General features: G+C 45.4%; 16 protein-coding genes. 8 read left to right on the top strand and 8 right to left on the bottom strand.

All coding sequences use genetic code 11. From position 1 onward, the window contains the following. Positions 1 to 654: 654 nt before the first annotated feature. The 8 genes from GWG06_RS10585 to GWG06_RS10550 all read right to left on the bottom strand — a co-directional run bounded on the left by GWG06_RS10585 (position 655) and on the right by GWG06_RS10550 (position 13,359). Positions 655 to 2,157 carry a RagB/SusD family nutrient uptake outer membrane protein gene (locus tag GWG06_RS10585; RefSeq protein WP_160713136.1) on the bottom strand — a complete coding sequence of 501 codons (1,503 nt, stop codon included), beginning with the start codon at positions 2,155 to 2,157 and terminating at the stop codon, positions 655 to 657. A gap of 27 nt (positions 2,158 to 2,184) precedes the next feature. Beyond that, positions 2,185 to 5,322 (bottom strand): SusC/RagA family TonB-linked outer membrane protein, encoded by a 3,138-nt coding sequence (locus tag GWG06_RS10580; protein WP_202182992.1) that lies wholly within the window; start codon positions 5,320 to 5,322, stop codon positions 2,185 to 2,187. 319 nt (positions 5,323 to 5,641) lie between these two features. Next, complete coding sequence (locus tag GWG06_RS10575; RefSeq protein WP_160713134.1) at positions 5,642 to 8,830, bottom strand: PVC-type heme-binding CxxCH protein; 3,189 nt, start codon at positions 8,828 to 8,830, stop codon at positions 5,642 to 5,644. A 38-nt stretch (positions 8,831 to 8,868) separates the two neighbouring features. Further along, positions 8,869 to 9,741 (bottom strand): ThuA domain-containing protein, encoded by an 873-nt coding sequence (locus GWG06_RS10570; protein WP_160713133.1) that lies wholly within the window; start codon positions 9,739 to 9,741, stop codon positions 8,869 to 8,871. An 80-nt stretch (positions 9,742 to 9,821) separates the two neighbouring features. Then, on the bottom strand, positions 9,822 to 10,772 hold the full coding sequence (locus tag GWG06_RS10565; RefSeq protein ID WP_160713132.1) for a 2-hydroxyacid dehydrogenase: 951 nt from the start codon (positions 10,770 to 10,772) through the stop codon (positions 9,822 to 9,824). A 3-nt stretch (positions 10,773 to 10,775) separates the two neighbouring features. After that, complete coding sequence (locus GWG06_RS10560; RefSeq protein ID WP_127040924.1) at positions 10,776 to 11,261, bottom strand: VOC family protein; 486 nt, start codon at positions 11,259 to 11,261, stop codon at positions 10,776 to 10,778. Between the two features lie 25 nt (positions 11,262 to 11,286). Beyond that, positions 11,287 to 12,357 (bottom strand): mandelate racemase/muconate lactonizing enzyme family protein, encoded by a 1,071-nt coding sequence (locus GWG06_RS10555; protein ID WP_202182991.1) that lies wholly within the window; start codon positions 12,355 to 12,357, stop codon positions 11,287 to 11,289. A gap of 99 nt (positions 12,358 to 12,456) precedes the next feature. Continuing rightward, positions 12,457 to 13,359 carry a sugar phosphate isomerase/epimerase family protein gene (locus tag GWG06_RS10550; protein ID WP_160713130.1) on the bottom strand — a complete coding sequence of 301 codons (903 nt, stop codon included), beginning with the start codon at positions 13,357 to 13,359 and terminating at the stop codon, positions 12,457 to 12,459. A gap of 261 nt (positions 13,360 to 13,620) precedes the next feature. On the opposite strand from GWG06_RS10550, the gene GWG06_RS10545 reads away from it, so the two are divergent. The 8 genes from GWG06_RS10545 to GWG06_RS10510 all read left to right on the top strand — a co-directional run bounded on the left by GWG06_RS10545 (position 13,621) and on the right by GWG06_RS10510 (position 20,379). Next, entirely contained in the window at positions 13,621 to 14,523 is a 903-nt protein-coding gene (locus GWG06_RS10545) for an AraC family transcriptional regulator (RefSeq protein WP_127040915.1), read from the top strand. An 85-nt stretch (positions 14,524 to 14,608) separates the two neighbouring features. Continuing rightward, positions 14,609 to 15,625 (top strand): ligand-binding sensor domain-containing protein, encoded by a 1,017-nt coding sequence (locus tag GWG06_RS10540; RefSeq protein WP_160713129.1) that lies wholly within the window; start codon positions 14,609 to 14,611, stop codon positions 15,623 to 15,625. Positions 15,626 to 16,502: 877 nt separating this feature from the next. After that, positions 16,503 to 16,715 carry a class I lanthipeptide gene (locus GWG06_RS10535; protein WP_127040909.1) on the top strand — a complete coding sequence of 71 codons (213 nt, stop codon included), beginning with the start codon at positions 16,503 to 16,505 and terminating at the stop codon, positions 16,713 to 16,715. 53 nt (positions 16,716 to 16,768) lie between these two features. After that, the gene (locus GWG06_RS10530) at positions 16,769 to 16,969 is read left to right on the top strand and encodes a class I lanthipeptide (RefSeq protein ID WP_127040906.1); all 201 of its coding nucleotides are present in this window, start codon (positions 16,769 to 16,771) and stop codon (positions 16,967 to 16,969) included. A 56-nt stretch (positions 16,970 to 17,025) separates the two neighbouring features. Then, complete coding sequence (locus GWG06_RS10525; RefSeq protein WP_127040903.1) at positions 17,026 to 17,235, top strand: class I lanthipeptide; 210 nt, start codon at positions 17,026 to 17,028, stop codon at positions 17,233 to 17,235. Positions 17,236 to 17,350: 115 nt separating this feature from the next. Beyond that, the gene (locus GWG06_RS10520; RefSeq protein ID WP_160713127.1) at positions 17,351 to 18,265 is read left to right on the top strand and encodes a peptide arginase, FlmR/OhkR family; all 915 of its coding nucleotides are present in this window, start codon (positions 17,351 to 17,353) and stop codon (positions 18,263 to 18,265) included. Positions 18,266 to 18,276: 11 nt separating this feature from the next. Beyond that, positions 18,277 to 19,470 carry a lanthionine synthetase LanC family protein gene (locus tag GWG06_RS10515; RefSeq protein ID WP_160713125.1) on the top strand — a complete coding sequence of 398 codons (1,194 nt, stop codon included), beginning with the start codon at positions 18,277 to 18,279 and terminating at the stop codon, positions 19,468 to 19,470. Between the two features lie 3 nt (positions 19,471 to 19,473). After that, a complete protein-coding gene (locus GWG06_RS10510; protein WP_127040894.1) occupies positions 19,474 to 20,379 on the top strand; it encodes an LLM class flavin-dependent oxidoreductase in 906 nt (301 codons plus the stop codon). Position 20,380: the final 1 nt, after the last annotated feature.

The raw sequence follows: 20,380 nt of genomic DNA, 5'->3' as shown, positions 1-20,380 counted from the left end.
ATTATTTAACGATGACATAATAAGGTTTTTAAATCGGGATTGAATGTGATGTATAATAATGCTGGCATAATTACAAAAAAGGTACAATTTTTTTTTCGTTGCCAACGCGTCGTTAGAAAGATTTTCCGGGGCAGAGCCGGAGAGATAAAACAGGACAGGAGAAAACCCGGATGACAACCAGTAATACAGGGGCCAGACGTAATCTAAAATCATTGAAAAATAAACTATATATGTTTTATGGTCCCGTACATTATTTCTTAAACAGGATAATTGCTTTAGCCGGTTACTGGCATATGTATCAAAATCATGTAAATGTTTTAACCAGGAAATAAAAAAGGAGCATTGAATTGCCCCTTCTTTATTATTATGAATAAGTAATTGATTTATCCAACATTGTAATGACTATCAATTATCACAGTGCGTAGACAGGCAGCCAACTGTTCTTCTGCCTCGTGTCCCATAAGGCTTTGTTGTTTTATTGCTGATACAAAAATAATTTTTGGGCCTGTCCTGTTCGGAAATCTGCAACTTTACGGCTGGCTCCACTTTTCAGTCTTTGCCTTCTTTGCCTTTCAAACTACGTATAGCCATTCCAGTAACCGGGTGGCAAACAAAAAACATTCATATCCCCCAACCGCTTTTATCCTGCTTATATTAATATCCTTTTGTCGGTACCAGGTTAGGATTATTCCTCAGCTCACGGCTTGGTATTGGAAACAACAATTCTCTTTCCTTTAAAACCGGGCCATAAGAGAACTTATGACCTACATAATTATCAAAGCCTTTGGTGGTCAGATTAAATGCTTTGCGAAGGCGTACCATATCAAACCAGGTAATATTTTCAAAACATAGCTCATACCAACGTTCCCGCCAGATAGCTTCGCGTAATTGAGTCTGGGTAAGTCCTGTTAACGCCGGCAATTGTGCCCTTGTTCTCACCTGGTTAACGGCATCGTACGCTTTTGCACCTGGTCCGCTTACTTCATTGGCGGCTTCCGCAAATACCAGCAATATGTCAGCGTAGCGGATCGCTGACCAGTTAAGATCACTGTTGGCGGTGGTAGTTTGCGCTACAACATCGAAAAGTTTGTAGATAAAATACCCTCCGAGTTTTACCTTCTGAGTCCTGTCGTCCTGGTTGGTGAATTCGGTAAAAAAGAACTGGCCTTCCTTTGCTCTCAGGTCAGCAGGGTCATAGGACTTTACAAAATCAGCTGTAGCATAGATACCTCCTGTTTCAGAGGAGTAGGCAGAGATATTTTTGTTATAAGGAATAATCAATACCTGCCAGTCGCCTGGAATAACCTGGGTTTTGAACTGAATCATAAAAATATTTTCCTCTATGTTCTTCTTTGCCGGGTTATGCAGATCATTGTAGGACGCAAACAGTTTATACTGTTTTGAATCCAGTACTTCTTCCGCTTTCTTTGCTGCCAGATCAAAATACTGACTTCCTTTTTGTAAAGGATATCCGGCCATGGTGAGATATACTTTTGCCAGCAATGATTTTATAGCGCCCATGGTTACCTTACCGCTGGCATCTGCCCAGGGCAATCCGGATGCTTCCGCTGTGGTAAGATCCTCCACGATCAGTTTGTATACCTCTTCTACAGGCGCCTGGTTGGGCTTTAACTGATCTGAATTCAGGTCAACGGGTGCCGTAACCAGGGGGATATTGCCAAACATCTGTATCAGATTAAAATAGTACCATGCGCGTAAAAAGCGGGCTTCACCCAGCAGTCTTCTGGCTTCTGCCTTATCCATATTAATGCCAGGTATTCTGGCTAAGGAGAGATTAGCATTGGCAATGCCTGTGTAATAATTTTTCCAGTAGCTTTCACCATAGGCGTTATCCGCCGTGTTATTCAGGTCTTTTATAAAATAGCTGCTGACAGCCTGGCCCAGATCTGTGGCAGCCTGGCCGGTGGCAAATTCCGTCATCGTCCAGGCACCACCGCCAAAACCACTGGACAATGGCGCCCGCAAGCTCTGGTAGATAGCATTTACAGAAGCTCTTGCATGTTCAGGTTTTGTAAAATAAGTATCTTCTGTATAGTTGCTGGGATCCGATTCATCCAAAAATTTCCGGCAACCGGTCAGGCATATTGTTCCGGCTGTTAACATCAGCAGTCCATATTTCAATATTGTTGCTTTCATAATTTTTCATTAAAAGGTTGCATAATATTATAACCCCACATTAAGCCCCAGCATGAATACCCTTGGTTTTGGATAATCGTACAAAGTCAGCCCCTGATCAAAAGGGGAGCTGGAGTTGGACACTTCAGGATCGTATCCTTTAAATTTAGTGGCCAGGAAAAAGTTTTGTACGGAAGCATATACTCTCAGGCGGTTAAGCTTTAACGTAGACACGGCTTTCGATGAAAAGGTATATCCAAGCATTAAGTTACGGCCACGGATAAACGATCCATCTGTTACTTTATGACTATCGTTATTTGTTGTGTAATAGGCATTAATAGGGCGTATTTGTGCAATAGGTGTTTGCTGGTTTGTTTCCGTCCAGGCATTGAGCACGGTTTTATAACTGTTGGCGATACCCTGCCTGTCTTCTGCCGAGTGTATACTCCTGTCAAGCACATCATTACCATACATGAACTGCAGGTCTATTGTGAGGGACCAAGCCTTGTACTGGAATGTGTTGAGGAAAGTGCCATATCCGTCAGGGATACCTTTTCCGATGATGACCCTGTCCTGGTCATTTATTACGCCATCTTCATTTATATCTTTATACTTGATATCACCGGGCAGCATGTTATATTTCTTTGCTTCTTCAGCTTCCTTGGTACCCCATGTTCCCAGGCTAAGCCTTCCAAAGAAGGATCCTACCGGTTCACCTACCCTGATGATGCCGTTACCGGAGGATATATCACCGTTTGCCAACGCAAGCACTTTATTTTTATTTACGGAGATGTTGAACGTGGTGCTCCAGGAAAAATTGTCTGTCTGGATATTGGTGGAATTGATACCAAACTCAATGCCTTTATTTTCCATACTTCCTACATTGGAGAAGATCTTTTCACGCCCGGTGGTGTACGGTAAAGGAGCGTCCAGCAACATGCCATCTACCCTTCTCCGGTACAGGTCCAGCTCCAGGTTAACCCTGTTGGAAAACAGGCCAAGTTCAAGGCCGAAATCAACCTGTTTTGTTTTTTCCCATTGTAACCCCGGGTTGGCTATACGATCAATACCAACGCCGGAATTACGTGCCCCATCAAAAATTACGCTGTAATTTCCCATGCCGGCAAGTGCCCTGTAGGCCGGAATTTCTGAGTTACCGGTAGCGCCATAGCTGGCACGGAGCTTTAGATTTGAAATAACGGGAACACCTTTCATAAAGTCTTCTTCCGTAACCCTCCAGGCGAGGGCAGCAGAAGGGAAGAAAGCAAACTGGTTATCACGTCCGAACTTGGAAGATCCATCCATACGGCCGGTAAAGGTGACCAGGTATTTATTGCGGAAGCCATAGTTGACACGCCCGAAATAAGAGTTCAACCCGTTTGCTGTACCTATAGAGGACGGAGGCTGAGGGCTGGAACCGGAGCCCAGGTTATAGTACTGATAATAGGAATCGTTGAAGCCTTCCGTATTCGCCTGATTTTCGAAACGGTCGATATGCTGCCAGGACACACCTGCCATGGCATTCAGAGAGTGCACCTTTGCAAACTTTCTGTTGTAGGTGAGGTAGTTCTCAAACTGCCACGAGTTGTATTTGTTATTGTTGATGGAGGCATTTCCGTTATCTGAGATATATTGCATTCCCTTTGCAGCAAAATAATCTTCCCGCTGATTGATGACATTGACACCAAGGGTTGATCTCAACTCCAGCCCCGGCGCCAGGCGAACATTTGCATACAAATTACCAAGGAGGGTTTGGGTATGCAGGATGGAGATCCTGTCTGCCGCTACTCTTAAAGGGTTATCTCCACCTTCCATTCCGGGATAGTCGCGGTTACTTGCCCACGTACCATCCGCATATTTAACGGGAATGATAGGCAACGCTTCCAGCACCTGCCGCATCATGGTGATACCGCCTCCATCCAGCTGGTCCACCTGTTTCTCCCGCTGATCAGTATAGCTCATGGTACCTCCTACCTTTAACCAATCCCTTAGCTGACTGTCATATACAATGCGACCGGCATAGCGGTCCTGCCAGGAACCTTTTGCCAGCCCTTCCTGGCTGCGATAGTTTAAAAAAGCACCTAAACTTCTTTTCTCGTCACCATCAGTAAATCCGAGCTGGTGATTTTGAGTGAACGCTCTCTGGAATGCTTCATCCTGCCAATCTGTATCGTATAGCGGGTTTCCCTGTGAATCGAACAATTTAGGGTTGGTACGTTTGGTTTTAGGATCTGTATATTTTGTACCTGTAGCCCATCCCACAGGGTCATATTTCTGTGCGTTTGCATAAGCCAGGTCTTCTACGGCCAAAAACTCCCTTGCATTCAGCAGGTCAAGTTTTCTGGGCAGTACGCCAATACTGAAATCAGGATCGTAGGTAATCCTTCCGCCGCCGGAATTACCCCTTTTGGTTGTAACGAGGATCACCCCATTGGCGCCCCTGGCGCCATAGATAGCTGTAGATGATGCGTCTTTCAGCACCTCTATGGAAGCAATATCATTAGGGTTGATATAGTCAATGGGGGTACTGCCATTTCTCAGGTCCACCGGATTCAGGATCACTCCGTCTATTACATACAACGGATTATTGGAAACACTCAGGGAGCTGGAGCCACGGATACGGATGTTGGTCCTGCCGCCTGGCCTTCCTGAATTTGAGGACACATTTACGCCGGTCACCCGGCCGGATAAACTCTGGTTTAATGAAGAAGACGGCCGTTCCTGCAATGTTTCAGCTTTAACGACACCAACGGCACCAGTCAGGTCTGATTTTTTAGTGGTTCCATAACCTACTATCACCACCTCGTCTATCTTCTTTACCTGTGGCACAAGTCTTATCACCATCTCAGCGGCAGTAACGTTAACTTCCTGGGTGACATAACCTATATATGAAATAATCAACACAGCATCTTCACTTAGTCCTTTAATGCTGAATTTACCGTCTACATCTGTTGTTGTTGCCTTGTTGACATTCTTTACTTTGATGCTCACCCCGGGTACAGGCCCGCCAGTCTCTTCCAGTACCTTACCACGTACATCCATCAGTGATATGTGTGAATAATTAAGAGATGCCGGCCCTCCCGCAAGCGCCTGGGTGGCAATTCCCATAAATAAGGCAAGGGCGGAATAAATGATTTTCTGACGTAATGCCAGCATTCCCGAAGTCAGCGTGGAAAATTTTTTCATAATTAAAAAATTATCAGGTAAAAAATGATCATATCCTATCATTCCGAAACATTGGTCAGGCTGCAGATCTTAAAGACGGTGCCTTATGTTAGCACATAAGGTTTCCATACCCGGCCAATACCCGGGCAGTAACATATCGGTGCGCTATATTTTAGTTGATTATTTCAGGTTTCTCCGTGGAAATTTTAAGATAACTATCCTTGTGATTAAGCATTATAATAATTACCAATCCTAACACTACTTGATGTACAAATCAATATTTACATGTGATGCTTCGTAAATTAACAATCGAAAAATTGAATGCCAGGCTGTATACTTTTTACTTTTTCCCCATTGGATGTTCTTTAAGCAATTGTTCGGCAGAATAGAAATCCTTTTTATTTTCAATGGCCATTCTTACCTTTTTTACTTTTTCGGTGGAGACGGGGGAGGCTTTGTTACCAAAGGAATTCCGGATATAAGTTATTACTGCAGCGATCTCGTCATCTTTGAGCAGTCCGCCAAAGGGCGTCATAGGCACCTTACCGGGATACATTTTATTATTTACTTCTATCGGTCCCAATAAGCCTTTTATCACCAGTTTGATCAGCCGCTCTTCGTTTCCTGTTACCCATGCAGAGCCTGCAAGCGGAGGAAAACCGGAATCAGGAAGCCCTTTACCGTCTGCCTGATGGCATGTTTTACAGTATCCTTCTATAGAATAGATTTTCTGTCCCTGGTTAAACTGTGCCAGCGCATTACCTTTCAGATTTGAGTTGCCGCTCCTCTCCTTTTCCCTTTTCACATTTTCGCCATTCAGGTGCGCTACGGCAGTTTCATAGGCATGTATCATCCATTTGTCCAGCGGCATTTTTTTTGCTTCTTCCAAAATGGGAAGGCCTTTTTCCTTACCGATCCATGAAGCGGCTACAATAGCCATGAGCCGCACACGGCTGTTCTCGTCCTTTACCGCCTGCATCAGCAACGCTGCCTGGTCAGGTATCTGATACCCGGTATAACGCACTACTTCAACAGCGGCAGCTCTTGCATGATAATCTTTAGCCTTTAATACCTCCTTTAACAGGTCCTGATCTACCTTACCCATTCCCCAGCTTACCCAGAGGCCTTCGAGCAGGTGATGCTCGTATCGCGGATCATTTTTATCCAGGCTGGCAGTCCATGTTTTCAGTTTTGCAAGCACCTCTGAAACATTACGTCCTCTCAGCTCCCGACGGGTTCTGTAGCGAGTCCTGTATTCCGGCAACTTCAGGTTATTGAGCAGTTCTTCTATGCCGGCTCCCGCAATATTTGCCGGTTTCACCAATGGTCTGGACGGATAAGTGATACGGTAGATCCTTCCGTGTGAATGATCCCGCAGCGGATCTCGCGCATTATGTTGCATATGTCCTATCAAAATGTTATGCCAATCGATCACATATAAAGATCCATCGGGCGCGAACTCCAGGTCTACCGGCCGAAAATTGGGGTCACCGCTTACCAGCAGGTCCATATGATGATGACTTTTATAGCCTGTTCCATCATCTTCCAATGTATGTTGTTTAGTGCCCAGGAAACCTATGGTATTGTTGATGAGGAAGTCTCCCTGCACTTCATCCGGAAAATGGCGGCTGGATATAAACTCCAGTCCTGATGTAGGCCGTACCTTATGTTTGTCTTCAATCAGCTGAATGGATTTATGCGTAGCCTGGCCATACCTGGGCAGCACTGTTCCGGGAAGCATCCAGCGCATATCCGGGCTGGATGTTTCAGCAAAGAAAGGTTGTCCCCAGTCGTCGAATGCAATACCCCAGGGGTTTGGGATAGACATCTGGGCTGTGCGTTCCAGTTTTCTGCGACGCGGATCGTACCGGTAAAAGCCGCCGTTAGTTCCACGAACGGTGCCATAGGATGTTTCTACGTTTGTGTAAAGGAAAACTCCTTCCCCTGAATAGATGGCGCCTGAAGGGTCTACCGTAAAAGCATGACTGCTATGGTGTGTATCGTGATCATCAAAACCGCTGAGCAATATCTCTTCCTTATCGGCCTTATCATCCCCATCTGTATCTGTTAATAGTTTGAGGTTTGTACCCTGGGCAACATACACCCCTTCAGGCTCAATTTCAAATCCTATTGGAAGATGCAGGCTATCCGCGAAGATGGTTTGTTTATCGGCCTTACCATCATTGTTGGTATCTTCAAGAATAAGAATCTTGTCATTGGGTTTGGCATCGCCGGGTTTATAATGCGGATAACTGGGCATTAATGCCACCCATAACCGGCCTTTGTTGTCAAAGGACATCTGCATTGGTTTTGCCAGATCCGGGAATTGTTCTTCCGAAGCAAAAAGTTCTATCTTGTACCCCGGAGGTACTTTCAGTTTAGCTACCGCTTCTTTCCCGGTGAGATACCGCAGGCTGCCATTTTCCTTGGGGTTATAGTTGGTTTTAATGGTTGGCAATACTTTGGTTTTTTTATCCGCCGCCGCAATATCCATTTTTGTTCCTTTGGAAGCAGCCTGCCATACCGCAGTATCCCTGATACTCGTCATTTCCCGGATCTTCTCTATTTCGGCGGGATAGTTATCCGGTCCGTACGGATCATACCGGCGACCATATACGTGTACCCCGTTCGGGATCTTATAATCGTTGAGCCACATCCAGTTCTTCTCTTTTACCGCATCGTGCACCAGTTTCCGGTTGGCTTCTGCTTTGGGAGATGCAGCTCCAAAAATCTTATCCGCCAGTAAAAGACCCAGTTTCCTGTATCCTTCTTCATTCAGTTGGGAGCCATCGATGGTCAACGGGTCTTTTGAATTATTATACCATTTTTTAGAAGGGGTAAAGGCATCTACGAACAGTACTTTATGCTGCGCCGCCACTTCTTTCATGGCCTGGGTATACATGGCCAGGTTTTCATTTTCTCTTTTACCATCGGGAAGATCATATTTATCAGAAAGGTCTTCGAACGCAATTGGTGAAACCAGCGCTAGTTGTGGTATTGAGGTGCCGTTGTATTTTTGTTTCAGGGTCCAGTTAATAAATGTATCCAGCTCCGCTTTATATTCAGCAAGGCCATCTTTACCTTCAAAAGCTTCATTATAGCCGAAAAAGGCAATGATCACATCTGTTTTGAGCCTGGTGAGCCATTGGTCCGGTGTTTCAAAGCGCCCTTGACTTGGGTCATCATTGGTTTCGACCTGGTGCGCCAGCGCAGGCCGTGTTTTTTCAGCGCCGGGAAATGCCCAGGGGGAGTTTCTGCCGGAATGTGGCCGGAAAGCCGGTGTTTCGCCACCATCGCACATATTGCGGATAGTTAGCTGATATTCCGGATAACGGACATACAGCTCCGTTTCAAAATTATCATAATTTATCATCCTCGATCCAAGGTTATTACCGATCAGCGAGATATGGGATGTTGCGGAAATAGTAAGCGGAGCAGGCCCTTCAGGATTACAGGCATGCAAAATCATTATCGCCAGTGCTATGGGAATAAGAGGCACATAAATCAATTTTTTTGATGGTTTGGGCATCTTAGATATATTTAGCAAGATCAGGAAACATTATGTACTTATTGGGTTACGCGGTAAGGCACGTGAATGTCTAATTTGCCTTTCCATTTTCGAGGAACTTTAAGGCCCAGTTCATAGTGCACAGCATTGATCACCAGGCGCTGAAAGGGTTCCTGCCGGAAATCTTCCGGGTGGCCGAGCGTGGTCATAAAGACCCTGCCGCCGAAGGAGTTGGTACCAGTCCAGGCAACCGGGTTTTCGATGGCTTCCTTATCGGGATTTACCGCCTTTCCCATCAGCAGCCAGGTGGAACCTTTTACAGGATAGTCAGGTAAAACACGGTACAACCATGAGCGTACATGGAAATTTTTTGCTACGCCTGTAAGTATCGGATTACCTGCCTGTTCAGGAATGACGCTTACATCAGTGCTGCTTTCATGGCCATAGTGGGTATGTTTGGCAGCGCCCCCCCAACCGGGAGGAGCATTTAACGCAAATTCACCGAAGGCATTCCATTTTTCGCTGGCATGTCCTTCCGGAAAGTGGAAAGCATGTGTGGTGGTGCGGAAACCTATGACCGGCTTACCCGTTTTCAGGTAAGCTTCGATATACGCCAACTGATCAGCCGGAAGCCTGCGCCAGCGTAAAAAGAAAACTGCCAGGTCTGCATGTTCCAGGGCTTCAAGGCCAGGAATATTTTCTTCGCTGTTATAATCAGGGGATGCTTTGAGAACAACCGTTTTCATGCCATAGTCCTTCTCCAGTGCAGCAGCTATTAACGGAAGGGTTTCCTCACCGCTGTACTCGTGGTCGCCTGTCACAAAAACCACCAGTGGTTTTTTAGCCGTTCCGGAAGCCTGTGCAAGGAGTAAGCGAGTGGTTGCCATGCTGATACCAATCAGGATCAATAAACAAACGCAGAATTTTTCCATTTAAACAAAGATTATTGATTACCGTTTTGTACGCAACGCAAGGTAAGATTAACGGAGCGGTTACATACCTGATTTCTGGATTACTGAAGCGCCTCGCGGTTATACACACTGCCAGGTTCAGGCGTTTTACCTGTAAGTACTGCTACCACATTGTTTATGGTAAGCAGGCATATCTGCCGGTATGTGGCGGCGGTAAGGCTGGCAGAATGAGGTGTAATGATTGAACGTGGATGACGTACTATATCCATACTCTGCAACGGGGGCTCATCAGGTAATACATCAGCAGCAAAACCTGCAATTGTACCTGCATTCAACGCTTGTAACAGTGCTGCATGGTCAATTAATGCACCTCTGGCTGTATTAATCAATAACGCACCGGTTTTCATTATCCCAAGTTGCTTTTCTCCCATGATGTTATCTGTTTCGTTATTGAGCGGGAGATGGAGGCTCACTACGTCTGAAAACCGCAACACATCTTCCAGATCCATATATTTATAAGGCAGGTCCTGAACAGACTTACCCCAATACAGCACGTTCATTCCAAAGGCCTCCCCTAACCGGGCCACCCGCTTTCCTATATTCCCCATTCCCAGCACGCCGAGGGTTTTTCCGTTCAATTCATCTCCTGCATATTGATTGCGCCAGTTCCAGTTGCCTTGTTTAACCTGAAATACTGATCCATACATATTGCGCATAAGCATCAGCATCAGGGACAAGGTATGTTCTGCCATGGTAGCGGCATTACTGCCAGGCGCATTGATCACCATAATTTTTCTTGCAGTTGCTTCCGCAACGTCTACATTATCCAGTCCTACCCCACACCGGGCCACTACCTCTAAATGCGGGCAGGCATCCATCAGCGGCCTGTTGATCAGGCCTTTTCCGCGTGTAATGACAGCATGGATGTTCTCATTGTTCAAAGCAGCTGTTACGCTGGCCTCATCATATCCTGTAAATATGTTCACATTATTCTGCAGGACGGTTAAAGCTTCTTCTGCCACGGTTTCGAGCAGCAATACGTTCTTTCTCATCTGTTACTTATGATATAAGGTGGCATCATCAGACCTGTAGCCTCTGAAATCATTTCTACCTGATACATACAATCCCTCTTCGTAGAGTTCATCTGTGAATATACGGGGATCAATCTCCGCTCCCGGTACAGAGGAGATTTCCACGAGGTTGCCGGCAGGGTCCCGAAGAAACATCTGCATGGCGCCATCCGGCAGTTTCCTCACCTTTCCCCAGGGATTTACATCAATTGTATTCAGCTCCTTCATACGGAAAAAAAGGCTATTGAAATCATCTACCTGTACACAGATATGTCCACGGAAGGAAGTACGGTCTTCCCACTCGGAGATATGCAACTGCTGTTCATCGTTGAACCTGAAAAACATCACCGGGTAATCAAACCGGAAGGCGGGCAGCGGTTCCAGGCCCAATTCATGCTGATAGAAATTACCTGCCTTTTCCAGATTATCAACGATCAGTGTTACGTGATTAATTTTAAGTGCTTTGGCCATAACTAACTATTTACAAGTACCACTTCTAAACTTTTTGCTTAAACTCCCGTACAAAGTCCCAGTCAGGGACTACCCCTAATCCGGGAGCAACAGGCGCTGATATCATACCGTTTGTTACCGTGATTTGTTCTTTCACCAGCTCATACATCATAGGATTTCCACCGAGGGAGAACTCTATAATAGTGGCAGCAGGAGAAGCAAACGCTACATTGATACCAGCCATAAAGGAAACGATGGAACCCCAGCAATGCGGCGCCAGCTCCAGCTGATGTACACTGGCCAGATGCGCTACGCGCATTGTTTCTGAAATACCGCCAATGATGGCTGCATCCGGTTGTACGACATCTATTCCTCTCAATTCCAGCAATTCATTGATATCGAAACTGGTGTATTCACTTTCACCTGCGGCGATAGGAATATGTGTGGCCCTTCGCACTTCTGCCGTTCCACGCTTATTATCAGGGCTGATCGGTTCCTCAAACCAGTACAGATTACAATCCTGTACGCCATGGCAAAATTGTTTGGCTTCCGGAACACTGAAGGTACCGTGTGCATCGGCCATCAGCTTAATGTCCGGGCCTATAGCGGCCCTGGCAGCTTTCACCCTGTCGATGCTGTTTTGTACGGTTTTGTCCATCACGCCAACGCGCATCTTTACACCTCTGAAGCCTTTATTCACATAGCCGTTCAGTTGTGCACCGATGTTATCTACATCTGCCCAGCCACCGCTTGCATAAGCCGGCATTTCATTTCTGCAGGCGCCTCCGAGGAGGTCCATTACCGGAGCATTCAGCATTTTCCCTTTGAGGTCCCACAGGGCAATATCAATGCCACTCATAGCAGATATGGTAAGCCCTCTTCTGCCCAGGACCGGAAATTTCCTCCCTTTTGCCAATGCATAATGATCGCGTGTGCCATTATACATTTCCTCCCAGAGACGGGTAATATCTTTAACATCCTTACCTAATAAAACAGGCTTCAGATCATTTTCAATACAATGTACGATGGAAGCACATGCCCCTGAAGACCCAACTGCTGCTTTTGCTTCTCCAAATCCCTGCATGCCATCTTCCGTAGTTATAACAACAAGTGTCATATCAAAATTGGTCAATAATCCATAATCAGAAATATGTTGTTTTTCTTCAGGAATCGGACAGCGCAACCAAAATGCTTCTACATTAGCTATTTTCATCTGTTAGCAGTTGACTTTCTTTTTAATAAGTTTTGATAAGGTATTAAATGAACGGGTAGTGAGCATGGTATAAAACTCTTCCGTAACAGCAGTGCTGCCATGATCGAGCAGAAACTTTTCCTGCTCTGGTGACAGATTCTCAGGGTTTTCATCAATGGAGCCCGGATACGGATTGGCGGGCGTACGGTCCAGCGGCGAACAAAATTCTACTGAAAGCACGTCATCATAATTTATTTCCTTTAAGGTATCTATGATCTTTTCCCAATTGAGGTTCCCCATTCCCGGCGCCATCCTGTTGTTATCTGCAACATGAAAGCCTGTCAGTTTTCCTTTTGCCTTTCTGATCGCCTCAAACATATCCGGCTCCTCGATATTCATGTGAAAGGTATCCAGGCATACACCACAATTAGGCCCGGTAGCTTCCGCCAATGCCAGTGCCTGATCAGCCCTGTTGATGAAGTAGGTTTCAAACCGGTTGATGGGTTCTATTCCCAGCAATATGCCCGAAGACTCGCTATAGCTATAGATCTCCTTCATTGAGTTAACAGCCCACTCCCACTCTTCATCCGGCCTGCCGTCCGGTACAATTTTCCCAACGGTACCAGGAACTACGGAAACCATACGGCCTTCCAGTTCCTTCACCATTTTTATAACGTCCTTCACATATTGTACGGATTTTGCCCTTTGCGCTTCATCCCTGGCCAGCAGGTTTCGCTCTCCCAGCATCAGTGTTACTGATCCCCAGCAGGACAGGCCAGCGTCTTTCATCAGCCTCCTGATGCTTCCTGTATCATATTGCTCCGGGGTTCCGGCAATTTCAAGCCGGGTATATCCAAGCGCCGACACCCTCCTTATAGTAGTTTCTATAGTTTCGGACCGCATCCAGTTGTGTATTGCTAGTTCCATAACGCTTTAATGTATAAATGTGGTTTAATATTCTTTGCGGACAGCCTGTATATTGTTCACGTTGAAAATAAAGCTGATGGCATGGCATCTGTCATTCATAACCGGAACCTATACTAAAAATTCATTCTCCTCACAAACTTATTCAGTCTTCCGTTGAAATAAAAGTACTTAAATTGCAAAATATCAATACTATATTTACCATAATCACAGATTCATACCATATAAAATAAATAGTGTACTAAAAACACTAAAACTATTGTTATGAAAGTTTCTTACCGACATATTTCAACACCAGAGGATGCCAGCTTTTCAATTAAGGAATTTTGCCAGCCCCGGTTCACCAATACATTTCACTTTCATCATGGGCATGAGCTGATCCTGATGGTAAAAAGTTCCGGTAAGGTATATGCAGGAAATAAGGTGATGAACTTCAGCGAAGGAGAGATCTATATGTTTGGTCCTGGGCTCGTGCATTGTTTTTGCAATGACAATACTTCCGGAAGTACAGCGGAAATGGCCCATGCCCTCATTGTGCAGTTTACAGAGGATTGTCTTGGTAAAGAATTTTTTGACAAACTGGAGCTGAGGAAGATAAAAGAACTGATGCAGCTGTCTGCATACGGAATAAAATTTGAGAACGTATCACCGTCCGTCAATAGCCTGTTCTTCCAATTGCAGGCAAACCAGCAAATGAAAAACCTGATCATACTGTTACAGATACTGGATGAGCTGTCTCTCCGAAACAGGGAAAATCTGCTGTTGCTAACCGATGATCCAAGGAAGATACATTATAAGGGGGATGATTCAAAAAAGCTAACATCCATATTTAAGTATGTATTGGAAAATTACCTTCATCATGTAGATAGTAAGACTGCCGCCTCCCTGGCGTGTATGAATGAATCGGCATTTTGCCGCTATTTTAAAAGAAGGACCAAGAAAACGTTTTCACAGTTTGTGAACGAAACGAGGATCAGTCATGCTACAAAGTTGCTGATAGGTACAGAAGATGGTATTTCTGAGATATGTTATGCCTGTGGCTTTGACAATATTTCTTACTTTAACAGGCAGTTCAAGATTTATCAGGGTAAATCACCCAGAGAGTACCGCAAGGCACTGGTAGAGAGTAATGCGAGCTTCCCCAGCTACCGGCCTACGGAAGATTAGGACAGATCGATCTTTAACATACACTTATTCTAAAGATAAGCTATGTTTACTGAAAATGATGGTAAGCCCATACAAAAGAAAAACTATGAAATACGCACGGGTATATGCTTTGCTCCTGGTGTTTGCTTTTCACATCTCCTGTGAACAAAACGCCAAAAACAAACCACAAGATAATATTAGTAAAGGACACTACTCCGAGTCTCAGCTTAAAGAGGCAGTCGCCTTCAAGGTGCCTGCGAGTATGGTCCGGAATGTAAGGAAAGACAAGAACGGCAACATTTTGATCGCTTCCTACTTAGGCGTATTTCGCTACGATGGAACATCTTTTACCAATCTAACAAGTGAAATTATTTCGCCCAGATTCTCCAGCTTCTGGGATGTTCTGGAAGATCGGAAAGGAAATCTCTGGTTCGGCACCAAGGACTCGGGCGCCTATTATTACAATGGAAAATCCTTTCAGCATTTTACAACAAGGGATGGGCTTGGCAGTAATTCAGCGCTTCATATTTATGAAGATAAAGCCGGCAATATCTGGTTCGGCACTATAGGTGGCGTCAGCCGTTATGATGGGAAGTCCTTTCGAAATTTCACAACGAAGGACGGGCTGCCCAATAATGATATTAATTCCATCATGGAAGACAAAACAGGAAAAATATGGTTTGGTACAAGAGGCGACGCCTGTTATTATGATGGAAAGACATTTACCATTTTCAAAAACAAGGACGGCAAACCCTTTCACAACGTCTGGTCAATAATCGAAGATAAAAAAGGGAACATCTGGTTCGGCGACGTTGATGGGCTTTGGCGCTATGACGGCAGCACCTTTACTAAGATTTCACAGAGAGGTGCTTATGCCATAATGGAAGATAAAAAAGGAAACATCTGGACTACTGGTGAAGTAAACCCGAAGACCTGGGCACTTTCCCGTTATGATCAAAAGACCGTGTACAACAAAAAGCCTGTTGTAAGCGAAATTATGTCCGGGGGAAGAATGGATTTTCTGGGAATACTGGAAGCTGACGATGAAAGTATCTGGTTTGGAACCGGGGTTGGGGTGCGTCGTTATGATGGAAAGACCATCACGGACTTTAAAAGTAAATAAATTAGAAAATAACTTTATAGCCAATAATTTAAACCAGCGGATTTGAACCGCTTTGATACCGGGTCAAAGCGGTTACTGTTAATTCCGGCCGGAATAAACTTTACATGTCTATCCCTGCTGTGCTTACCAAAATCTAAGCCCATGCACCTGAAGACCATCTGTATTCAGGCACTCCCTTTTGGTAGCACCGCTAACTATTACAATTACACCTTCCTGATAAAATTCATTTCTGAAATATTAATGCAGCTTCCGGAAAATAAAAAAGATAACCGATCCCCGTCAAGCGCCGACACTGCTGTACTTCCTGCACTTCACATGATTAGAATAGCGCTGGGCAGAGATTAAAAAATAAAAAAAGAGAAAAAAATATTTGTAATTATTATTTCTTTCATGTTTATTTGTATCCATACGATAGTATCACCAGAATCTGATAAGAAGAAACATTGTTGATTGCCTTTACCTTTAATTTTGTTGTACCTATGATGCTGGACGCACCATTTTTTCCCTGATGCAAAGTGAGTAACAGTGTGTAATTCCATCTTGTGTGTTGTTCTGTTGACTGTATTTCAGTTTGTTTTTAGTTATGTTTTAGTCTGTTGAGTTGTACTCGGCACTGTCGCTGACAGGATAGCCGGGAGCAGTAATTCCCATTTATTATTCTTTAAAAAAATTACCGGATTTGCAGTTTTCCAATAGTATGGACCTATACGCTATTTCCCTGCTATTTTAATTTTTGTTGAGCCTTTTACCCTGGCACATTGCTTCTGCTATGAAGTTTAAGCGGCCGCGAGAGAACTTTCTATGCATTAGCCTGGCATATGCTGAGCACAACGCTCGGCCTGGAATTCCTATTTTTTAAATCCTTCAACCTTTCACAATGGAAAAGAAAAAGAAGATCAATCTTGAAAAAGCCACCCTGCTGCGCCTCCAGGACGATCAAATGAAAGCCCTGCTGGGAGCGGAAGATCAGACTACCGATTCCGGTGTTGCCTGCAGCAACACGGTAGACGTACCTACTGAGTCAGACGCTAAGCTGGAATATGCTGCAGAAGGCTCCTGCTGCAGAAGGTCCTGCAATACGAAAAAATAGTGCAGTTCCACACCTTTCATTAACATTTTATCAATCGTACCAAAATCCGAAAAATGGAAAAGAAAAAAATCAAATTAGAAAAAGAAACCCTGTTACGTCTCCAGGACGATCAAATGAAAGCCTTACTGGGCGCTGAACAACAGACCACCGATTCAGGTGTTGCCTGCGGTAACACCATCGACTTCCCGGAGGAAACTGCCAAGCTCGCACTTGCAGAAGGCTCCTGCTGCAGAAGGTCCTGCAATGGCAAATAATAACTGCCGGTTCTCTTTATCATCAACATTTTATCAGTCGTATTAAATCCTAAAAAATGGAAAAGAAAAACAAAATCAGATTAGAAAAAGAAACCCTCTTGCGTCTTCAGGACGATCAGATGAAAGCCCTGCTGGGTTCTGAAGGTCAGACTACTGATTCAGGCGTTGCCTGCGGTAACACCGTAGATGTACCTGCTCAGGAGAAAGAAAATGCGCTGGTAGCTGAAGGTGCTGACTCCTGCTGCAGAAGATCCTGCAACAAGTAAGCGACCGGCTGACGCTCAATGGAAATATCCGGGATTGTTTTTCAATCCTGGATATTTCCTCTCTGCCCACGCACAGGCTTCCGGATACCCGTTATCAGCATAAATACCCTTGTATATGAATATCCCTGTTTACATACTGGAAGAACATCATGAAGCATTCCTCGCATGGATGCTGGCGGCTAAATCAGGCATCATACCAGATAAGGAACATGTGCTTTATCATTTTGACGATCACTCCGATATGTCCGTTCCAAAACTGAACAAGCCGTTGCAGGAAACAGAAAGCTGGTCCTATGAAGAGATCCGGGATTTCACCTATACCGAACTGGATATTGCGTCGTTCATCCTGGCAGCGGGATTCACCGGCTTCATCAGGCATGTTTCCTGGATACAGACAGATATGTCCCGTACCGGTACTTCTGACATGTACATTACCTCTTATAACAACAACCATAAAAATATCCTGGCAGGCCCGCTGAATAAGGCTTCTGCCCCACTGCTGCAATCTGCCTGGCAGCAGCTCACCTACGAACGCACACAGCCTGCCCTGTTTCATCCGGAGAAAACCGCAGACATCCTGCTGGATATAGACCTGGATTACTTCTCCTGTGAAACAAATCCTGAAACCAGGAATGAAGTGATACTGGAAGTAACACCAGAACAATACGAAGAATTTTTGCAGCAGCAATATCATCCGCTGAAATTTGCGGTACACCGCGCAGAAGCCATGACCGCAAACGGCCGCTATTATCTGGTTGTCAACTATTACAATACCATGCTGCCCAGTCCGCGGAAGGTGACGCCGGAAAAAATAGCCGCACGTATGGATGAATTTATTGCCCTGCTCCATCATAAAAATATCAGGCCGGCGCTCATTACCATCTGCCGCTCCCGATACAGCGGATATACGCCGGAAGATCAATGGGAACTGATAGAAGCGCTGCTGCTGAAAGGACTGAACACCTTATATCAGACTACCGTGGTGCCCATACAGGAAGCAGCAGAAAAAACCATGTTATGTAAATCATAAATATTGTTGCTATGGAAAACAGAATCAGGCATATGCTGGACGCGCTCAACAACGCGGTACAGACAGAGGATACAGAACGGAATATATCACTCATGCAGGGGCTGGCCGGGCTTACCCTCTGTAATTTCTATGCCGGCCGCTATCTGAACGATCCGCATTACACACGTAAAGGGCACGAATGCTGCGACCTTCTCATCGATACCATCAACAACAACACCTATAAGCTTCAAAATCTCTTTTCCTTCTGTAACGGCCTGGCAGGTGTATGTTACCTGTTCTGCCATCTGAATGAAAAGAAATTTCTGTCGTTCGATATCAATGACGGCTTCGGGGATACAGAAGAATTTCTCTTTAACATAGGGCTGAAGTCCCTGAAGGTAGGGAAGTCTGACTACCTGCACGGCGGCATGGGGATACTCTATTACTTCATCCGGCGGTTACCCGAAGAAAAGATGCTGCCATGGATTATGGAAATGCTGGCGGCATATCAGGGGAAAGCGCGGATTGACGATAGCGGGATGCGGATGATGAACACGGTACTGCTGGGCAGAGAAGAGATAGAATTCGACCTGGGCCTGGCACACGGCCTGGCGGGGCAACTGATGATCCTTGCGGAACTGAAAGATAAAGGTATCGCTGAAACGCAGGTCAGCTACCTTATCGAACAAGGCATGCGCTTTATCGAAGGGAAGCGACGGCCGCTGGAGGCGACCGGCAGAAATTCGTACTACCCTACCAGTTATATCGAGATGGAGAATATGGATGAACAAAACCTGGATTTTTATACCAGCAGGCTGGCCTGGTGCTATGGGGACCTGAACCAGGCACTGATGTATCTGAAAATGGGGAAGGTGCTGAAGAAGGAGGAATATATTGCCACCGCAAAGGAGATTGCCTCGCTGACACTGAGCAACGACCTGTATAAGACGGATAAGCTGAACCTCTTCTTTTGCCATGGATACAGCGGGCTGATTAACGTATATGATACCATCTACCGCGCTACAGGTGAACAGATGTATAAAGACGCCTCCCTCGCATGGGCAGAAACGCTGCTGCAAAAGATAGACGCACATCCTCCTGAGCAATGGGCGGATGAAAATAATGCCGGATTGCTGGAAGGCCGCGCCGGTATAGTGTTAAGTCTGCTTACGGCGCAGGCGCCTGAAGCTGCCGGATGGAACGATATTTTTCTGCTTAACTTTTGAACAATGGCTGTAAAACTCGGATTACTCGACTTCGGAAGAAGAACCACTACGCTCAGTAGTATGGGTAAAGTGCTGGATGTAATTGACTATGCGGAAAAGGCTGACGAGATGGGCTTCTCCCGCTACTGGATCAGTGAACATCACAATTATTCCAACATGGACGCCTGGAGTTCACCGCTGATGATGGTGCCTATCCTGTTGCAGTCTACCAGCAAAATTAAAATAGGCGTAGGCGGTGTGCTGCTGAATTACTATTCTCCCTACGAAATCGCACTGCATTTCAAACTAATGGAAAACCTCTTCCCCGGCCGGCTGGATCTCGGTATTGCCAATGGCACCCCTCCCGTACAGGTAGGTAAATTCATGCTGCATCGCAAACGGAACAAAATACCGGATATGATGGCGGAGAAGATGAAATCCCTGCATCAGTTCTTTAACCATGAAGAACAGATGGTAGAGAAATACCAGGTGGTGATACCTCCCTATAAAGGACAGGTACCGGATACCTTTATGCTGGGATCTTCGTTCCGTCATACGGCCACTGCCATCGAATACCGCATGAACTACGCCCGCTCTATGTTTCACAGCACAAAGCCGGTGGAATATGAGCGGGACACAATTGCCAGATACAAGGAAGATTATTACAACGTGCACGGCCGCCTGCCACAGGTCATTGTGGCTTTCTCCGGCGTCTGCAGAAAAACGGAGGAAGAAGCGAAGCATCTCGCTGAAACTGCCAGCACCGGTAATTTTGTGAACTCCTTTATTGGCTCCCTGCCACAGTTTGAAGACAGGATTAACCAGTACAGGGAAGCATTCGGCGTGGATGAATTCATGTTCTTTGATCTCCTGCTGGATAATACCGCCCGCCTGGAATCCCTTTACTATTTACAAAGCATTATCAAATAAC

Origin of the sequence: Chitinophaga solisilvae (assembly GCF_009928525.1) — a bacterium.
Classification (GTDB): domain Bacteria; phylum Bacteroidota; class Bacteroidia; order Chitinophagales; family Chitinophagaceae; genus Chitinophaga; species Chitinophaga solisilvae.
This window is presented reverse-complemented; position numbering and strand designations above follow the sequence as displayed.